Raw genomic sequence first — 17,974 nt, 5'->3', positions numbered from 1 at the left:
GTGGAGCGGATCGCTGGCGGTCGGTGCATGGCTGTGCCTCCCGAATCTCCGGTCACGCCGTGCCGACGGTACCGGTCCGCCGTGCCGCGGAGGCGGGAATGAGGAAACCGACGAGCGGCATCCGTCCTTTGTGGACGGGCGGAAGATCGTCCACGGCCACCCGGACCACGCTCACGACCGCAGCCGTGCCAGCACCTCCTCGGAGGTCAGGCAGCCCGCGGTGGTCAGCTCCAGGTTCGCCAGCGAGGCGGTGTGCGCCGCGTCGTCGGCGGCGGTCACGCAGTCGCTGACCACGTGCACGGTGAAGCCGAGGTCGGTGGCGTGGCGGGCGGTCTGCTCGACGGTCAGGTTGGTGGCCACGCCGGTCAGCAGCAGCGTGTCGACGCCCCGCGCCGAGAGCCGGGCGGCCAGGTCGTTCCCGGCCAGGCCGGAGAGCTTCTGGTTGTCGACCACGGCCACCGCGCCGTCGGCCATCTCCGGGATCAGCCGCGCGCCGGGCGCGTCCGGCCGGAACGCCTCCTGCGCCTCGCCGACCGCCCGCATGAACCCGGTGTTGCGCACCAGCCCGCCCTCGCCCTCGGGGATGGTGAACCGGGTGAAGAACACCGGGACGCCCGCTTCGGCGTGGAAGCGGACCGCCCGGTCGACGACGCCGCTGCGGGCCACCGGCTCGGCGAGCATCGGGCCGAAGAAGCCCTCCGGCTTGATGACGTTGACCTGCCAGTGCAGCGCCAGCACCGCTGCCCGCTGTGGATCGAGGCTCATGGCCGCCGATTGTGCCCGGCCGTCGATTAGGGAGTTGTTAGAGGCCGTTCCTACGGTCGTCGGGCCTGGGGCAGTCCGGGGGGACACCGGAGGTCGGTGTACGGCGAGGACTGGCCCGGTGGGAGGGGCCCGTGAGGCGGAACCGAGTCCGTGCGTGCGTGTTCGCGCTGCTGGCGCTGCTGGTGGCCGGGTACGCCGCGGGTGACGTGGCGGGGCCCGGCGGGCCGGTGTTCCCCACGCGGGCGAACGCGGCGCCGGAGCAGCGGTGGGGGTCGGCGGCCGGTCGGCCGCACCTGGAGCCGGGTGCGGTCAACCGGACGCTGCCCCGGTCGCACCGCGGCGAGCACCCCCGCGTGCAGGCGCCGCCGCCACCGGCGAACACCGCGTCGGTGACCACCGGGCCGACCGCCGCGCGCACCGGCTTCGACCGGGCCACCAGCCGCGAGCGGGTGGACGCGCGGGGCCCGCACGAGCGGGTCTACACCAACACCGACGGCACCGAGACCACCGAGTTCTCCGCCGCCCCGGTCAACTACCGGACCCCCGCCGGCGCGTTCGAGCCGATCGACACCACGCTGGCCAGCACCGACGACGGCTGGCGGAACACCACCAACACCGTCGCGCTGACGCTGGCCCCGCACGCGGACGGCGAGCAGCGGGTCGAGCTGGACGCCCGGCACACGTTCGGCTACCGCCTGCGCGACGCCTCCCCGCAACCCGGCCGGGCCGAGCACGACCGGGTCCGCTACCCCGATGCCCGACCCGGCGTCGACCTGCTGCTCCAGGCGCGACCCGGCGGGCTGAAGGAAACCCTGGTCGTCAAGGACGCGAAGGCGACCCGCGCGTTCGGCTTCCCGCTGACCCTGCGCAACCTGCGGGCCGAGCTCGACGGCCAGACCCTCGTGCTGTCCGACGGTGACGTCGTCCACGCCGTGGTGCCACCCGGCGACATGGTGGACGCGGCCGGCGCGGTGTCCCGCGGTGTCACGTACGCGCTGGTGGACGGTGTGCTGGAGGTCTCGCTGGACCAGGCGTGGCTGGACGACCCGGCGCGGGTGTTCCCGGTCGAGGTCGACCCCACGGTGGCGTTGCCGGTGGACAGCGGCGCGGCGGACGCGGCGATGTCGGTGCGCGGTTCGACCTCGGTCGCGGGCGGGTCGGAGCTGCGGGTCGGGCAGGTGGCCGGCGTGTCGACGGCCTCCTACGTGCGGTTCGGCAGCCTGGTGGACCGGCTGCGCGACCACGTGGTGTTCGGCGCGCAGGTGCAGGTGGTGGAGTTCGACGCCAACTCGTGCCGCGCCCGGCCCGTGACGGTGCACCCGGTGACGCAGGCGTGGACGGCCACCGGCTCCTACAGCTACCCCGGCCCGGCCGTGGGCGCGTCGTTGGCGAGCCGGTCCTTCGCGCACGGCTACGTGGCGACGGGCCAGCCGTCGTCGCAGTGCCCGGCGGCGGCCGAGGTGTTCGACCTCGGCGGTGACGGCACGAAGCTGGTGCAGGGTTGGGTGGACGGCACGGCCGCGAACAACGGCCTGTCGCTGCGCGCGGACGTGTCGGACGCGTTGTCGGGCAAGCGGTTCACCGGCACCGGCACGGCGAACCCGCCCCGGTTGTTCGTCACGCACAGCCCTTACAACGCCGAGTACGCCATCCCCGATCCGGTGCCCGCCCCGCCCGTGCTGCAGAACCAGGACGGCAAGGTCAAGGTCACCGTGACGAACAAGAGCGCGCAGGCGTGGGCGCCGGCGGACTACTACCTGGCGTACCGGGCGTACGACGCGAAGACCGGTGCGGCGGTCGGCCAGCAGCGGGCGGCATCACTGCCGGGCACGGTGGCGCGGGGCGCGAAGGCCACGCTCGACGCGACGGTCAAGGCGCTGCCGCCCGGTTCGTACTTCCTGGACTTCACCATGGTCCGCACCGGTGGTGTGGTGTTCACCGACCACCAGGTGCCGCCGGCGCGGCTGGCGCTGGACGTGCACGACCTCGCGCCGGTCGTGCAGGAGCTGCACCCGCCGAACGGCTACCGCACGCCCACGCTGACGCCCCTGCTGTGGGGCCGCGCGCTGGACGTCGACGCGCCGCCCGGGTCGTCGTTGAGCTTCAACTTCGAGGTGTGCCGGGCCGACGACCCGAAGCTGTGCTTCACCTCGGGCTTCCAGCCCGGTCCGCAGTGGACCGTCCCGGACGGCAAGCTTTTCTGGGGCAGGAGCTACGCGTGGCGGGTCATCGTGCGCGACGCGGGCAACGAGGTGGCGTCACCGCAGTCCGGTCTGGACGCGGACGTGCCGCAGCCGGAGCTGACCTCGCGCGCGGCCGGCGCGTCGGACGAGCAGGAGTTCGAGCCGCAGACCGGCGGCGTGTCGAACGTCGCGGTGGACGCGACGGTGGCCACCGCGGGGCCCGAGCTGAACGTGGTGCGCACCTACAACAGCCTCGACCCGCGTCGCGACGGCGTGTTCGGCGCGGGCTGGACCAGCCGCTTCGACATGCGCCTGACCCCGGACGACGACGGCACGGGCAACGTCGTGGTCACCTTCCCCGACGGCCAGGCGGTGCGGTTCGGCCGCAACCCCGACGGCACCTACGCCCCGCCGTCGGGCCGGGTGGCGGCGCTGACGCAGGAGGCGGGCGGCTGGAAGCTGGCCGACCGGTCGGGCACGGTGCACCTGTTCACCGCGGCCGGCCTGCTCAGCCGCACCACCGACAGCGCGGGCCGCTCGGTGGTGCTCACCTACAACTCGGCGGACGGCAAGCCGGCCAAGGCGCAGGTGTCCAACAGCCAGAGCAACACCGCGGGCCGCTCGCTGCGGTTCACCTGGACCGGCGGGCACATCACCGCCGTCACCACCGACGCGAACACCACCTGGACCTACAGCTACACCGGGGACGTGCTGACCCAGGCGTGCGCGCCCGGCGGCCTGTGCACCAAGTACGCCTACAGCACCGGGTCGCACTACCGCAGCGCCGTGCTGGACTCGCTGCCGGAGTCGTACTGGCGGCTGGGGGAGGCGCAGGGCACGGCCGCGGGCAGCGAGGTCTCGGCCAACCTGGGCGAGGACGCCGGGTCCTACGTCAACGCGGCGTTGGGCACGGCGGGCGCGTTGGCGGGCGCGACCGGCACGGCGGCGTCGTTCAACGGCACGACCTCGCGGCTGGACCTGCCGAAGGGCCTGCTGAAGAAGAGCCGCGACGGCGCGGTCGAGCTGTGGTTCAAGGCCAACACCACCGGCACCGGCGGCCCGCTGCTGGGCTACCAGGACAAGGCGTTCGGCACCGCACCGGGTCGAGGGGTCCCGGTGCTGTACGTCGGCGTGGACGGCAAGCTGCGCGGCCAGTTCGGCGCGACCTCGATCGCCCCGCTGACCTCGCCGAACACCGTCAACGACGGCCGCTGGCACCACGTCGTGCTGTCGCTGATGGGCACGACGCAGACGCTGTACCTGGACGGTGCTCAGGTGGCCAGGGCGACCGGCGTGGCGCTGGACCACGCGCTGCTGACGTTCAACCAGGTCGGCGCCGCGTCGGTCAGCACGCCGGGGTCGTGGCCCGCGTGGGGCACGGCGGGTCAGCGGTCGTTCAGCGGTTCGCTGGACGAGGTCGCGGTCTACTCGCACCCGTTGGGCCCCACCGCGGTGGCGACGCACCACCGGCAGGGCACGACGGCCGCCGACCAGCTCGCCTCGGTGACCCGGCCGAGCGGCGCGGTGTCCTCCCGCGCCACCTACGACGTGAACCTCGACCGGGTCGCGACCTACACCGACCGCGACGGCGGCCTTTGGAAGATCGGGCCGCCCGTGGTCTACGGCGGCGACGCCGACCTGCGCCGCGGCGTGCAGGTGCTGGACCCGGGCAACCGGCCCGCGCTGTACGAGTTCGACGGCCTCACCGGCAAGCCGCTGCGGACCGGCACGCCGCTGGGCCTGGAGCTGCGCGACGAGGACCGACCCGCGCCCGAGCCCGAACCGGTGGAGCAGTGCAGCGCACCGGACCCGAACGACCCGAAGTTCTGCACCGTGATCCCCGGTGACGCGGGCGGGCCGGTGTTCGTGCGGCACCCCGTCGACGGCATGGCGATCCGCTCCTACCAGTACGACGCGAGCGGCAACCTGGCCGTCGTCACCAACGAGAACGGCGACGCGGTCACCATGACCTACGACGAGCGCGGCAACGCCACCTCCACCAAGACCTGCCGCCGCGCCGGCGAGTGCCACACCAGCCACACCGCCTACCCGGCGGGCGGCGCGGCGGACCCGAGGGCCGACCAGCCGGCGGAGACCCGCGACGCGCGGTCGGCCGACGCCACCGACCCGACCTACCGCACGTCCTACACCTACACCGCGACCGGGGAGGTGGCCACGCAGACCGAGCCGGACGGCTCGACGGTCCGCAACACCTACACCAACGGCGCGGAACCGGCCGTGGGCGGCGGCATCGTGCCGGCCGGCCTGCCGCTGACGACGACGGACGCGCGCGGCAAGACCACGCGGTACGCCTACTACGCCAACGGCGACCTGGCCCGCCTGACCACGCCGTCCGGGCTGGTCACCAACTACTCCTACGACGTGCTGGGCCGGCTGACCACCGAGACGGAGGTCTCCGACACGTTCCCGGCCGGCGTCACCACCACCTACGGCTACGACGCCCTGTCGCGGCAGACCCGCGTGACCGAGCCCGTGACGACGAACGTCGTGGACGGCACGAAGCACCAGCGGCAGGTCACCGTCACCTACGACGCCGACGGCAACCGGACCAAGGTCGAGGAGACCGACGTGCTCGGCGGCGGGCCGGCCCGCACCACCCTCACCGCCTACGACGAGGCCGGGCGACCGGTCCGGGTCACCGACGCCGAGGGCGGCGAGACCACCCGGGACTACGACCGCTTCGGCAACGTCGTGTCCTCCACCGACGCGGGCGGCAACCGCTACGACTTCGCCTACACCGCCCGCAACGCGATCGCCGAGGTCCGGTTGCGCGACTACCGCGGCGACGCCGAGGGCGGGCTGACGGGCGACTACCTGGTGCTGCGGTCTTACTCCTACGACTTCGCCGGCCGCAAGGCGAGCGAGACCGACGCGATGGGCCGTCGCGTGGAGTTCACCTACTTCGGCGACGACCGGCCGCACAAGGTGGTGCTGAAGAACTTCCACAACCCCGACGGCAGCACGCGCGACTACGTGCTCAAGGAGAACACCTACGACGCCGCGGGCAACGTGACGCGGACGGTGTCCGGCGACGGCACGTCCACCACGACCGCCGCCTACGACCGTTCCGGCAACCGCACCGCAGTGGTGCAGGACCCGGACGGCCTGGCGCTGACCACGGTCACCGCCTACGACGCGGGCGGCAACGTGACGCGGGTCAGCCGGTCGGGCAAGGCGTCCAACGTGCCGTGGCCGATGTCCACCGCACCCGAGGTCGTCGACTACGCCTACGACGACGCCGGCAACGCCGTCCGCGAGACCGTCACGGCCGGCGGCACCACCATGATCACCACCGCCGGGTACGACCAGCGCGGCCACCAGGTCGCCGAGACCTCGCCCCGCGGCAACGCGCCCGGCGCCGACCCGGCGGCGTTCACCACGAACACCACCTACGACGAGCTGGGCCGCGAGGTCGTGCAGACCTCGCCACCGGTGCGCGCCGAGAGCTCCGGCGGCACGCCCGGGGTCGTCCGACCGACCACCCGGACCGGCTACGACGCGTTCGGGCAGCAGGTCGCGTCCGCCGACGAGGTGGGCCAGGTGCGGCGGTTCGCCCACGACCGGCTCGGCCGCCAGGTCACCGCCTCCGAACCCGGCTACCGCGCGCCCGGCGCCACCGACACCGCCACGCCCACGACCCGCACCCGTTACGACGCGCTCGGCAACGTCGTGGAGGTCACCGACCCGCGTGGCCACTCCGTGCGCCACACCTACGACCAGCTCAACCGGCTCGTCGCGGTCGACCGGCCGATGACGAGCGACGACGACCGCGCGGTGTGGCGGCACACCTACACCCGCACCGGGCAGGAGCTGACCGGCACCGACCCGCTGGGCGGCCAGACCCGCGCCACCTACGACGACCTGGACCGGCGCGTGACGAGCACGCAGGTCGAACGCCGTCCCGTGGCCGACAACCTGGTGTCCCGGTTCACCTACGACGACGCCGGCAACGTGGTGCGCGAGCAGAGCCCCACCGGCGCGGTGACGTTGACCGCGTACGACTCGGTGGGCCGCGTGACCCGCACGACCGACCCGGCCGGTGTGGTGACCCACCAAGGCTACGACGCGAGCGGCCGGCTCGTGCGGCAGTCCGACGCGACCGGCCGCACGTCGCAGAGCACCTACGACACCGCCGGTCGGCTGGTCGCGCAGGCCGACCTGCGCCCCGACGGCGCCACGATCCGCGCCCAGCGGCACACCTACGACCTGGAGGGCAACCGGACGTCCTCCACCGACGCCCTGGGTGTGACGGCGACGTTCGAGTACGACGCGGACGACCGCCTGGTGCGCCAGGTCGAGCCGGTGTCGGCCACGGGGTCCATCACCACCTCGTTCGGCTACGACGCCGCCGGCCGCCGCACCCGCTACACCGACGGCCGGGGCAACTCCACCGTCTTCACCTTCAACGCGCTGGGCCTGGTCGAGTCGCTGATCGAGCCGTCGACCACCGCGCACCCCGCCCCGGCCGACCGGAGCTGGACCGCCACCTACGACCTGGGCGGCAACCTCGTGCGGATGGCCGCGCCCGGCGGCGTGGCCACCGAGGTCGGCTACGACGCGGCGGGCCGCCCGACCACCCGCTCCGGCACCGGCGCGTCCGTGCCGACCCCGACCCGCACCCGCGCCTACGACGCGCTGGACCGGCCCGTCCTGGCGGGCGGCCCGGACGGCGACAACACGTTCACCTACGACGACCGCGGCAACCTGCTCGCCGCGCGCGGCCCGTCCGGCGACGCCGACTTCGCCTACGACGCCGACGGCCGCCCGACCAGCCGCACCGACGCGGCGGGCACGTCCACGTTCGGCTACAGCCGGGGCAGGCTGTCCACCGTCACCGACGGCCTGACCGGCACCACCCAGCGCTACGCCTACGACACCGCGGGCCGACTGTCCGCGGTGGACTACGGGAGCGGCCGGGTGCGGACCTACGGGTTCGACGAGCTGGGCCGCGTCGCCTCCGACGTGCTGCGCAACGCCGGGAACCAGACCGTCTCGGCCGTCACCTACCGCTACGACGACAACGACCGGCTGACCGGCAAGACCACGGCCGCGGGCGAGCAGACCTACCGCTACGACCTCGCGGGCCGCCTCACGGCGTGGACCAGCCCGACCGGCACCGTCGACTACGCCTGGGACGCCGCCGGCAACCGGGTCCGGGCCGGCGGCAAGACCGCCACCTACGACGAGCGCAACCGGCTGGTCCACGACGGCGACCGCGCCCACACCTACACCCCGCGCGGCACGCTGGCCTCGCGCGGTGACGTCACCTACGAGTTCGACGCGTTCGACCAGCTCGTCCGCGCGGGCAGCCGCACCTACGCCTACGACGCGCTGGACCGGCTCGTGCAACGGGGGACCGGCCGGTTCACCTATGCCGGGCTGTCCGACGAGCCCGTGTCCGACGGCGTGGAGAAGTACGCCCGCGGCCCGTCCGACGACCTGCTGGCCGTCGGCGACCGGATCGCGCTCGGCGACGAGCACGGGGACGTGGTCGGCGCGTTCCTGGCGGCCGACCTGGCGCTGCCGCGGCTGACCGACACCACCACCTACGACCCGTTCGGCAAGGTGCTGGCCGCCACCGGCGACACCGGCAACCTGGGCTTCCAGGGCGACTGGACCGACCCCGACACCGGGGACGTCGACATGGGCGCGCGGTGGTACTCGCCCGAGACCGGCACCTTCCTGTCCCGCGACGCCCTCGACTACGACCAGGGCGACTCGGTGCTGGCCAACCGGTACACCTACGGCGCGGCCGACCCGTTGGGCAACGAGGACCCCGACGGCCACTGGCCCAAGTTCTCCTGCGGCATCTGCAAGAAGGTGGGCGAGTTCGTCGGCTCCACCGTGGAGCGGGCGAGCGACGCCGTCCGCGGCATCGGAAACTTCGGCTCGTCGGGCCTGCGGCGGCTGGAGGACTTCGGCAAGCGCATGTTCAAGAGCGCGGTCAAGCACGTCACCGGCCTGGTGAACAAGGGCAAGCAGCTCTTCAACAAGGCCAAGGCGTGGGGCAAGCGCAAGTTCGACAGCGCCAAGCGGTGGGTCTCCAAGAAGTGGCGCAGCGCCCGTTCGTGGGCCGGTCGCCAGTGGACGCGGTTCAAGGGCGGGATCGACAAGGTGCGCCGCGGTGTCGGCGGGCTGATCAGGAAAGCCGAGGAACGCGGCAGGCGGATGATCCGCGACGCGAAGGAGAAGGCCGAACGCGCGCGGGAACTGGTCGAGCAGACCCGGCGGCGCCTGGAGAAGGCGCGCAAGGCCGCGCGGGAGAAGGTCAGCCGCATCGCCCGCGAGGTCATCGAGCGGGTCGCGAAGACGGTCCCGGTGAAGATCGTCGCCGCCGCGCTCAAGCCGGTGATGTCGGTGGTGAAACCGCTGGTGTCGGCCGTCGCGCACGTGCCGGCCGCCGTCGTCGGCGTCTTCCGCGGTGACCCGTCCGGCGTGGCTCGGGTGGCCCGGGACCTGGTCAAGGCGGCCACCGCGGCGGCACGCGCGCCCGGTGAGGGCATCGTGGGGAGCGCACGGGTGATCGCGGAGATGCCGGTGTTCCAGTCCCTGCCGTGCGACGGCGCGTTCAACTGCGCCTGGCGGGGCGTGCTGGGCAGCGCGCCGCTCAGCCTGGTCGGCGGTGACACCGCGCCCGACTACATCACGATCGACCTCTCGGCGGCCAAGAAGTGGGGCCCGCTGCCGTTCGGCGACTCGGTCGGCGTCAGCCTCACCGTCACCAGCCACGGCCAGGTGTCGGGCGGCACCGGCGCGGGCGTGTCCACGCCGGGTGTCGGGCTGGGCGTGCGCGGCGGCTGGCTGAACAAGGCCAACCCCACCAAGGAGGACATCAACGGCTTCGCGGTCGGCCCGTCGATCGGGTGGACGGCCACCGCGCAGCGCTGGTGGGTCATGCCCGCCGGCGGCACGTCGCACACCCTGCCCGACTGGCAGGAGTACGCCTACGAAGCGGGCGTGTCCGTGGGCGTGCCCAGCAAGGGCGGCGTCGACGCGGGCTTCTCGGTGTCGAACTCGAAGTGCCTCATCGGCTGCCCGGAAGGTTCATAGCGGTGACGCCCGGAAGCGGCGGCGCCGGCAGGAGAGGGAGAGCAATGTCCACAGTGGAGTCGCGTCGAGGGGTCGCGGTGCTCGTCGCCGCGCTCGTGGCGCTGGCACTGGCCGTCGTGCCCGCAACACCGGCCGCGCACGCCGACGCGGCGGGCCGGGGCGGCGACTACGTGCCGTTCACCGCCGCCAGGTCCGTGCTCGACACGCGCACGGGCGTCGGCGCGGCCGGCGGCACGCGGGGCGCGCGCAGCGTCACCACGTTCCCGGTGCTGGGGGTCGGCGGCATCCCGACCACCGGCGTCAGCGCCCTGTACCTGCGGATCGTGGCCATCGGGCCGACCGCCAACACCTACCTGAAGGCGTGGCCGGACGGCACCACCATGCCCGGCGTGGCGATGGTCAACGTGATGGCGACGCAGACGCTGTCCAACGGCGCGATCGTGCGGCCGGGCGCGAACGGCAAGGTCTCGGTGTACAACAACGCCGGCACCACGCACCTGCTGGTGGAGGTGCACGGCTACTTCACCACCGGCACCGGCACGACCAACGGCGGGTTCGTCCCGGTCGCCCCGAGCCGCGTGATCAACACCAACACGGGCCTCGGCATCACGGCGGGCGCGATCCCGGCCGGCGCCAGCCGCACCATCAGCCTGGCCACCGCCGGTGTGCCGGTGGGCGCGGCGGCCGTGTTCGCCCAGATCACGCTGTCCCCGCCGGCCGCGGCGGGCTACTTCCAGGCCACCGCGTCCGGCACGACCGGCGTCCAGTCCCTGATGAACTACGAGAACGGCATCAACAACGCCTCCGGCGCGGCCATCACGCTCGGTGCGGACGGCAAGGTGACCGTCACCAACAAGGGCGGTGGTGCCGCGCACCTGGTCATCGACCTGATGGGCTACGCGACCAAGACGTCCACCGCGGGCGCGGGCCTGCGACCGGTCACCGCCCGGCTCTACGCGGGTCAGATCGCCGCCGCCTCCTCGATCGACCTCCCCGTCGGCGGCACCAACGGCCTGCCGACGCGCGGTATCGCGGGCGCGGCGCTGAGCCTGGAAGCGGCGGGCAGCACCGTCGCCGGCACGCTGCGCGCGTGGGGCACCGGCACCGCCGAACCGGCCGCGACGCTGACCCAGTTCGCGGCCGGCTCGGCGCACCGGTCGTCCACCGTCATCAAGCCCGGCACGGACGGCAAGGTCCGCGTCCGCAACATCAGCACCAGCGCCATCACCGTCTACATCGACCTGGAGGGCTGGTTCGCCGAACCCCAGCCGGTGCTCCCGGTCGTGCCCGACACGCCCGTCGCCGTCGTGCAGGCCCCGGCCACCGGCGGGCAGCTCGTCGGCGCGCTGGAGTACGCCTACGTCGACAACATCGGCCGCGTGGTCATCGGCCACCAGGAGAACCTGGACAACTTCAGCACCGTCCAGTACACCGTGATCTCGGGCAACGAGGCGTTCACCGGACGTCCGGCGCTCAACGCGAGGCCCGACGGCTCGCTGGCCGTGTTCGCCCAGTACACCGACGGCGGCGACGTGTGGTCCAGCGGCCAGACCGCGCCCCGCGCGGCCACCTGGACCGGCTGGTCGGACCTCGGCGGCTCCCTGGCCGCCGCACCCACCGCCGTCACCCTCGACAACGGCTCGACCGCCCTGTTCGCCGCCGACGTGGACGGCAAGCTGTGGGTGCACGGCGGATCGGCGTGGCGCAACCTCGGCGACGTGAACCTCACCGGCACGCCGGTCGCCGTGCGGGTCCGCGACGGCGTCCAGGTGTTCGGCCGGGCGAGCGACGGCACCGTCGGCACCCTGCTGTACCGCACCGACGGCACCACCACCGCGTGGACCGGCCTGGGCGGCACGGGCCGGGGCACCCCATCGGTCGTGGTGTACCCCGGCTACCGGCTGCGCGTGTTCGCCACGTCCGGCGACGGCACCGTCACCACGAAGGTCCAGGACACGACCGGCGTGTTCCCGGCGGAGTGGGACGCGGTCGGCACGCTCGTCGCGGACGGTGCGCCGTCGGCCGTCCTCGACCCCCAGCTGGGTCGCACGGCGGTCGTCGCCCGGGCCGCGGACGGCATCGTGCACGCGAGCTTCGAGACCACCTCGGGCTCGGGCGTGTTCGGCGACTGGTCGCCGGTCAACACCCCGGACCTGGCGTCGGCCACCGACCCGACCACGACGACGGTGGACAACGGCAGCACGCCACTGTGGACGATCACCTACCGCACGCCCAACGGCACCGTCGTCGTCTACGACCGGCGGGGCGTGCCGGGCCTGGCGACGTTCGGCGAACCGACCGTGCTGGCGGCTCCCCGATAACGCGGCCACGTCCACCCGGCGGGCCTGCCCGCCGGGTGGACGGTGACCGGGTCGGCTGTACTGAGCCGGTTCCGGTGAAGCGGCGGCGGATGCCCAGGCGACCCCAGGACTGCGCGAGCTGCTCGGCCGGCGCGTCCAGTTCGGCCAGGTCCGCCATCGCCCGCGCGCCCTCGCCCAGCCCCAGCGGGTTGTTGCCGCGCAACCGCGCCGAGCCGTTCCAGTCCTCGCCCGGCCGCTGCCCTTGCAACAAGGCGTCCGACTGCGACAACCGCGCGCCGACGCCGGAGTCGCCGAAAGCCTGCTGCGACAGCGCCGACAGCTCCTGGCGCTGCTGCTCCGACATCGAGTTCGTCATGCGCTGCGCGGCGGCGGACCGGGCGGCCGGCGCGTCGATCAGCTCGTCCACCGACTTCGGGTTCTCCGCCCGGAGCTAGAGCACGGCCAGTCGGGAGAAGCCCTCCGCGCCGTGCCCGGCCTCGACCGCCCGGCGCACGGCGGCCAGCCCGGCGTCGAGCACGCCGTCGTCCAGGCCGTGCGCCCGCACGGTGTCGACGACGTCGGTCAGGATCGCGGCCGCCGAGGTGATCGTGGAGGCGTCACCGGGGAAGCGGTCCGCGGCGATGTGCTCGGCGACCACGTCGACCAGCTCGGGCAGCAGGCCGGCCATGAGCTTCGCCTGGTCGCGGAGGTCGGCGGCGGCGATGTCCTGCGCGGCGGCCAGTCGGAACGCGTGCACGACCCCGAACATCGACGTCCAGAACAGGTCGAGCAGGGACACGTTGAACGCGGCCGCCCGCCCCGGGTCCACGCCGACGTGACGGCCGTTCTCGCCCAGCGCGGCCAACGTCGACCGGTGCGCCCGGTAGACCTCGTCCGGCCCGCTGTACAGCAGAGCCGCCTCCGGGCCGCCGACCACGCCGTTGAGGATCACGCCGTCGAGGTAGTCGATGCCGTGCTCCACCGCCCACGCGGCCATCGCGCGGGCTTGGGCGGGCGAGCCGCCGGTGAGGTTGACCAGCGTGCGGCCCTTCAGCGCGTCGGCGTCGAGGATCGATCGCACGGCTTCGTAGTCCAGCACGCACACGACGACCAGGGGGCCGGCGGCGATCGCTTCGGCGGCCGTGCCGGCCACCTCGGCGTCGAGGTCGTCCCCCTTGCCGGGCGTGCGGTTCCACACGGTGGTGGGGTGGCCGGCGGCGGCGAACGCGGTCGCCGCCGCCCGCCCCATCGGGCCGAGTCCGAGGACGGTCACAGGTGTCATGCCGGCTAAGCTAAACCTTGACGTTGACGTCAAAGTCAAGGCGGGACGTGGATGCGGATCGGGGAACTGTCGCGGCGGACGGGCGTCAGCGAACGCGCGTTGCGCTACTACGAGGAACAGGGCCTGCTGCGCCCCGAACGCCGCCCGAGCGGCTACCGCGTGTACCGCGACGCGGACGTCCCGGCGGTGCGCCGCATCCGCGTGCTGCTGGCCGCGGGCCTGGGCGTCGCGCAGATCGCCCAGGCCCTGCCGTGCATGGTGGACGACGACGGCCTGCTCGCCCCGACCTGCCCGGAGCTGGTCGCCGCGCTGGTCGAGCACCGCGACCGGATCGGCGAGGCCATCGACGAGCTCGAAGCCACCCGTGCCAACCTCGACGCGATCCTCGCCGCCGAGGTGCCCCGCCTCAGCCCTTGAGGCCGTAGAAGTGCACCGTGGAGTTCGGCTCGAAGCCGATCCGCAGGTACACGGGCGCACCGGCGGGGGTGGCGTGCAGCGTGGCGCGGGTCAGACCGGTGGCCCGACCGCCCTCGTGCAGGGCTTTGCGCGTCACGGCCTCGCCGTACCCCTTGCCCTGCCAGGCCGGGTCGGTGGCGACGAGCGCGACGAACAGCCTGCCGCCCGCCTCGACCGACGCCGCGCACGTCACCGGCACGCCGTCGCGCAAGCCCAGGTAGGCGTGCACGTCCTGCTTCCACAGGGTGGAGCCGGCGATGCCGTCGCGGCCGTCCTCCAGCGGGAAGCCGTAAGCGCGCGAGTTGAGGTCCGCGTAGGCCAGCAGCTGCTCGTCGGTCGTCACGCGCGCGAACGTCAGGTCGGGGTGGGTCGGCTCGTCCAGCGGCAGCAGGTCGCCCGCCATGCCCGTGCCGGGGAAGGCGTGCTGGAGTCCCGCGCGTTCGGCGGCTTCCGCCAGCCCGGCGCGGGCGTCCTCGGCCAGGAGGTCCTCGAAGAGCCACAGGAACCCCGGCTGCCGCTTCGCGCGCATGATCTCCGCGACCTGGGCCAGGCGCTGCCCGAGCAGCTCGGCGTCCGCGCCGACGTCGGTCAGCGTGACGCAGTTCCAGAACGCGAACCGGCAGTCGGCCCAGCGGACCGCGATGCCCGGCAGGTCCCGCACGTCGGCGTCCGGATCGCGGTCGAGCACCATGCCCCGCCAGACCAGTGCGAGCTGCTCCACCGATTCGACCGAGGCCGAGAGGTCCGTCATCGGGTCTCCTTGTCCTGAGGGAATTCCGGCACTTTAGCGAGGGGGTTCGGGGCCCCGCAGAGGACATGATCACGTATGGCGTTGGACACAACCGCGTCAGCCGGTCGTCGTATAGCCGTGATCGCGGGGGAGGAGCAGTCTGGGATCACCGCGACGTCCTGGGGGGACACGGCACGTGTCGTTCGCGTGGTCCTTCTTCGTCCGCGGTGGGCAGATCCCTTGTGTCGAAAGGAAACGGCTGTGCCGTCATCACCGCTCCCACCTGTTGTCCCGCGCCGCTCCCGGCTCCGCCGGGCCGCGATCGCGCTGCTGGCCGCCGGCGCGTTGCTGGCCCCGGCCGTGCCCGCGGCGGCGGTCGCGGCCGACCAGCCGGGCCGGGTCACCCGGCCGGGCAAGGTCACCCCGCCCACGCCGGACTCGCCGATCAGCGGGAAGTCGGTGCCGGCTTTACGCGGTGAGGCGGCGAAGGCGGCGGCCGGCGCGAAGCTCGGCGAGCAGGTCCTCAAGCGGGGCGAGGACTTCAAGGCGGCCCAAACACGCCGGCAGGCATCGTCCTCGGTGCCGCTCCCGCCGTGGAGCGGTTCGCTGCACACCGTCTGGGGCGCGTTCCCGACCGTCGTCTCCGACGGCGCCCAGGCCACCCACACCATCAACCCCGGCATCAGCATCCCGTCCGGGAACCCCGACGTGGTGTACGCGCCGACGCTCGTCCCGAGCGGCAAGACGTGCATCGAGGTCACCACGTTCTACTGGCAGGGCGGCAACGGCGTCGGCGCGTGGGACTGGTGCGCCGCCTCGCCCGGCTTCGCCGCCGTGGCCTGGATCAACTCGTCGTTCCTGAGCACGTACACCACGACGTTCCAGGGCCTGCCCGCCTACACCGTGCTGGACGTGCAGACCAACGCCGTGACCAACTCGTGGACCGCTTACCTGTACAACTACACGACCTCGACCTGGGACGCGCTGTTCACCAGCGCCGACACCAGCAAGCTGGTCGACCCGCACGGCGGCTGGAGCATGTTCGAGGTCTACACCGACTACAACCCCGCCACCGGCGAGGGCTACTACTGCACCGAGACCTACGGCACCCAGTTCCACGCCGCCAACCTGCAGATCAAGGTCAACGGCACGTGGACGCCGCTGACCCCGGGCAACTCGTCGGTGACGCCACCGGGCAGCGTGTCCAGCGCGGACTTCGGCTGCTACGGTCTGTCGTTCACCCTGCAGACGGCCAACAGCCACTGGCAGGTCTCCCACTGATCACCGCGACCGGTCCGCGCGGCCGGGCTTCCTCGCACGGAGGACGCCCGGCCGCGCGCGGCGGTCAGGCCGCCGCGGGACCGCGGTAGGTGGCGCTGCCGAAGGCCAGCACCGGGTAGCCGATGATCCCGAACAGCCAGAGGCCGACGACGCCGAACCCGGCGCCCTTCCCGAACGACTTCGCCAGGTCGATCGCGACGATCAACGAGACGACGATGTTGACGAACGGGATGATGAACAGGATCAGCCACCAGCCCGGGCGGCCCACGATCTTGAGCTGGACGTACAGGTTGTAGATGGGGATGATCGCCGCCCAGCCGGGCCGGCCCGCCTTCGTGAAGACCTTCCACAGGGCCACGATCATGAAGATCCCGATCGCCGCGCCGATGAGGGCGGGGACGACGAAGAGGGACGAGTCGGTCTGGTTCACCGCGGTTCCTTCCGGCAACCGGCGGGGTGCGGGCGCTCATCGCACGCATCGGGGTTCCCCTGCCGGTCGCAGCGCGGGACTTTCCCAGTCCGCGTGCGCGGGCGGCGTCCGGTTGACCTTTTCGTGAGCTGTTCGAGATCAATCCAGTGCCTGCCCGGTCACCGGCACGGGCAGCCCGGGTTCCGTCCGATGTGGACGTGCCTCACCCGCCCCCCACCGAGCACCACCACGACCGCCCGTGCGGCACTCGGTCGTGGCCGGTGCCCCGGCGGTTGTCAGACTCACGGCCATGGCACGAACCAGGCGGGCGGCTCCCGCACCCGAGGACGGCGCGAACCCGTTGGCCGGGATCGCGGAACGGGCCAGCGCCGACGCGCAGGGGGTGCCCGCCGACCTCCTCGACGGGTACCTCGCGGAGCTGGACGAGGTCAGCACGACGAGGCAGCCGTTGCGGCCGGACCGGCTGAGGGTCCGGCGCGAGGTGGGCGCTCGCGCGGCCGAGCGGGGCGTGTCCCTGCACGGGGTGATCGACCTGCACCTGAGCGCCACCTGGTTGGCGTGGCGGTCGTTGTCCGGGGTGCGGCGGGCGACCGGGGCCGACGCCGTGCGCGCCGCGGGGGAGGCGGTGTTCAAAGCCGCCGACGCCGCCGTCACGGCGATCGCGGAGGGTTACGAGGAGGCGCAGCGCTGGTCGGTGCGCCAGGAGGAGTCGTTCCGCCGCGAGTTCGTCGACGACCTGCTCGACGGGCGCAACCTCGGGCAGCTCGCCGAGCGGGCCGAGCGGTTCGGGCTCCGGCTGGCCGGCAGCAACGTCGTGGCGGCCGTCCGCTCCGCGCACCCGGTGGTCGACGGCGGCGCGGTGTTCCGCGCGGTGGAGACGTCGCTGGGCCTGCGCCTGGACTCCCGCGACGTGCTGGTCACCACCAAGGAGGGCCTGCTCGTCTGCGTCGCGCCCGAGGCGATGACCGACGTGCCGGACGAGTTCGTGCGCCAGGTCGCGGCGGCGCTGGGGCCGGACTCCGCCTGGCGGGTCGGGCTCGGTCGCGCCCACTCCGGCCCCGGCGGCGTCGTGCGGTCGTTCGAGCAGGCCAGGCACGCCCTGGACATCGCCGAGCGGCTGGGCCTGCCCGGTCGCCTGCACAAGGCCGTCGACCTGCTGGTGTACCGGGTGCTGCTGCGCGACCGCGCCGCGTTGGAGAACCTGGTGTCGGTCGTCCTCGAACCGTTGCGCGGCGCGCGGGGCGGGCCCGGGCCGCTGCTGGACACCCTCGCGTCCTACTTCGCCAACGGGCAGGTCGCGGCGGCCTGCGCGCGCGAGCTGCACCTGGGCGTCCGCACGGTGACCTACCGCCTCCAGCGGGTCGCCGAGCTCACCGGCTACCACGTCGAGGACCACGCCCAGGCGCTGTCGCTGCACGTGGCCGTGCTCGGCGCGAAGCTGCTGGACTGGCCGTCGTCCGCCGACTGACGCCCGGG

The 17,974-nt window shown here is 73.4% G+C and carries 9 protein-coding genes and 1 pseudogene; 5 read left to right on the top strand and 5 right to left on the bottom strand.

Features of this window, described 5'->3' with window-relative positions; translation table 11 throughout:
• Positions 1-171: 171 nt before the first annotated feature.
• Positions 172-765: a cysteine hydrolase gene (locus LZG04_RS16565; RefSeq protein ID WP_233817875.1), complete on the bottom strand. Its 594-nt coding sequence runs from the start codon at positions 763-765 to the stop codon at positions 172-174.
• Between the two features lie 131 nt (positions 766-896).
• Between LZG04_RS16565 and LZG04_RS16560 the strand changes: the two genes are divergently transcribed.
• Together LZG04_RS16560 and LZG04_RS16555 are read left to right on the top strand one after the other, a co-directional pair.
• A complete protein-coding gene (locus tag LZG04_RS16560; RefSeq protein WP_233817872.1) occupies positions 897-10,019 on the top strand; it encodes a LamG-like jellyroll fold domain-containing protein in 9,123 nt (3,040 codons plus the stop codon).
• 44 nt (positions 10,020-10,063) lie between these two features.
• Positions 10,064-12,340 carry a hypothetical protein gene (locus tag LZG04_RS16555; protein ID WP_233817870.1) on the top strand — a complete coding sequence of 759 codons (2,277 nt, stop codon included), beginning with the start codon at positions 10,064-10,066 and terminating at the stop codon, positions 12,338-12,340.
• Positions 12,341-12,443: 103 nt separating this feature from the next.
• On the opposite strand, the pseudogene LZG04_RS16550 reads toward LZG04_RS16555, so the two are convergent.
• A pseudogene (locus LZG04_RS16550) lies at positions 12,444-12,761 on the bottom strand (hypothetical protein); the annotation flags it as partial.
• Between the two features lie 9 nt (positions 12,762-12,770).
• Positions 12,771-13,601, bottom strand: a complete 831-nt coding sequence (locus LZG04_RS16545; protein ID WP_233817868.1) for an NAD(P)-binding domain-containing protein — start codon at positions 13,599-13,601, stop codon at positions 12,771-12,773.
• 51 nt (positions 13,602-13,652) lie between these two features.
• Here LZG04_RS16545 and LZG04_RS16540 point away from each other — a divergent pair, with 51 nt between their 5' ends.
• Positions 13,653-14,018: a MerR family transcriptional regulator gene (locus LZG04_RS16540; protein WP_233817866.1), complete on the top strand. Its 366-nt coding sequence runs from the start codon at positions 13,653-13,655 to the stop codon at positions 14,016-14,018.
• Here LZG04_RS16540 and LZG04_RS16535 read toward each other — a convergent pair.
• Positions 14,008-14,808 (bottom strand): GNAT family N-acetyltransferase, encoded by an 801-nt coding sequence (locus LZG04_RS16535; protein ID WP_233817864.1) that lies wholly within the window; start codon positions 14,806-14,808, stop codon positions 14,008-14,010. The genes LZG04_RS16540 and LZG04_RS16535 overlap by 11 nt on opposite strands.
• Before the next feature lie 240 nt (positions 14,809-15,048).
• Here LZG04_RS16535 and LZG04_RS16530 point away from each other — a divergent pair, with 240 nt between their 5' ends.
• Positions 15,049-16,068 (top strand): carbohydrate-binding protein, encoded by a 1,020-nt coding sequence (locus LZG04_RS16530; RefSeq protein ID WP_233817862.1) that lies wholly within the window; start codon positions 15,049-15,051, stop codon positions 16,066-16,068.
• Positions 16,069-16,132: 64 nt separating this feature from the next.
• Here LZG04_RS16530 and LZG04_RS16525 read toward each other — a convergent pair whose 3' ends face one another.
• Positions 16,133-16,498, bottom strand: a complete 366-nt coding sequence (locus LZG04_RS16525; protein ID WP_233817860.1) for a DUF5684 domain-containing protein — start codon at positions 16,496-16,498, stop codon at positions 16,133-16,135.
• A 289-nt stretch (positions 16,499-16,787) separates the two neighbouring features.
• Here LZG04_RS16525 and LZG04_RS16520 point away from each other — a divergent pair, with 289 nt between their 5' ends.
• Positions 16,788-17,966, top strand: coding sequence for a CdaR family transcriptional regulator (locus tag LZG04_RS16520; RefSeq protein ID WP_233817858.1), 1,179 nt, complete (start codon positions 16,788-16,790; stop codon positions 17,964-17,966).
• Positions 17,967-17,974 lie beyond the last annotated feature (8 nt).

The sequence above is a fragment of the Saccharothrix sp. S26 genome (assembly GCF_021390395.1).
Taxonomy (GTDB): domain Bacteria; phylum Actinomycetota; class Actinomycetes; order Mycobacteriales; family Pseudonocardiaceae; genus Actinosynnema.
Note: the sequence above shows the minus strand (reverse complement) of the source record. Positions and strands in the feature narration are given on the sequence as shown.

Excerpts from the sequence above, each read along its gene's own strand:
- LZG04_RS16565 (WP_233817875.1), bottom strand. The coding sequence starts at position 765 with ATGAGCCTCGATCCACAGCGGGCAGCGGTGCTGGCGCTGCACTGGCAG.
- LZG04_RS16555 (WP_233817870.1), top strand. The coding sequence starts at position 10,064 with ATGTCCACAGTGGAGTCGCGTCGAGGGGTCGCGGTGCTCGTCGCCGCG.
- LZG04_RS16520 (WP_233817858.1), top strand. The coding sequence starts at position 16,788 with ATGGCACGAACCAGGCGGGCGGCTCCCGCACCCGAGGACGGCGCGAAC.
- LZG04_RS16545 (WP_233817868.1), bottom strand. The coding sequence starts at position 13,601 with ATGACACCTGTGACCGTCCTCGGACTCGGCCCGATGGGGCGGGCGGCG.
- LZG04_RS16535 (WP_233817864.1), bottom strand. The coding sequence starts at position 14,808 with ATGACGGACCTCTCGGCCTCGGTCGAATCGGTGGAGCAGCTCGCACTG.
- LZG04_RS16540 (WP_233817866.1), top strand. The coding sequence starts at position 13,653 with ATGCGGATCGGGGAACTGTCGCGGCGGACGGGCGTCAGCGAACGCGCG.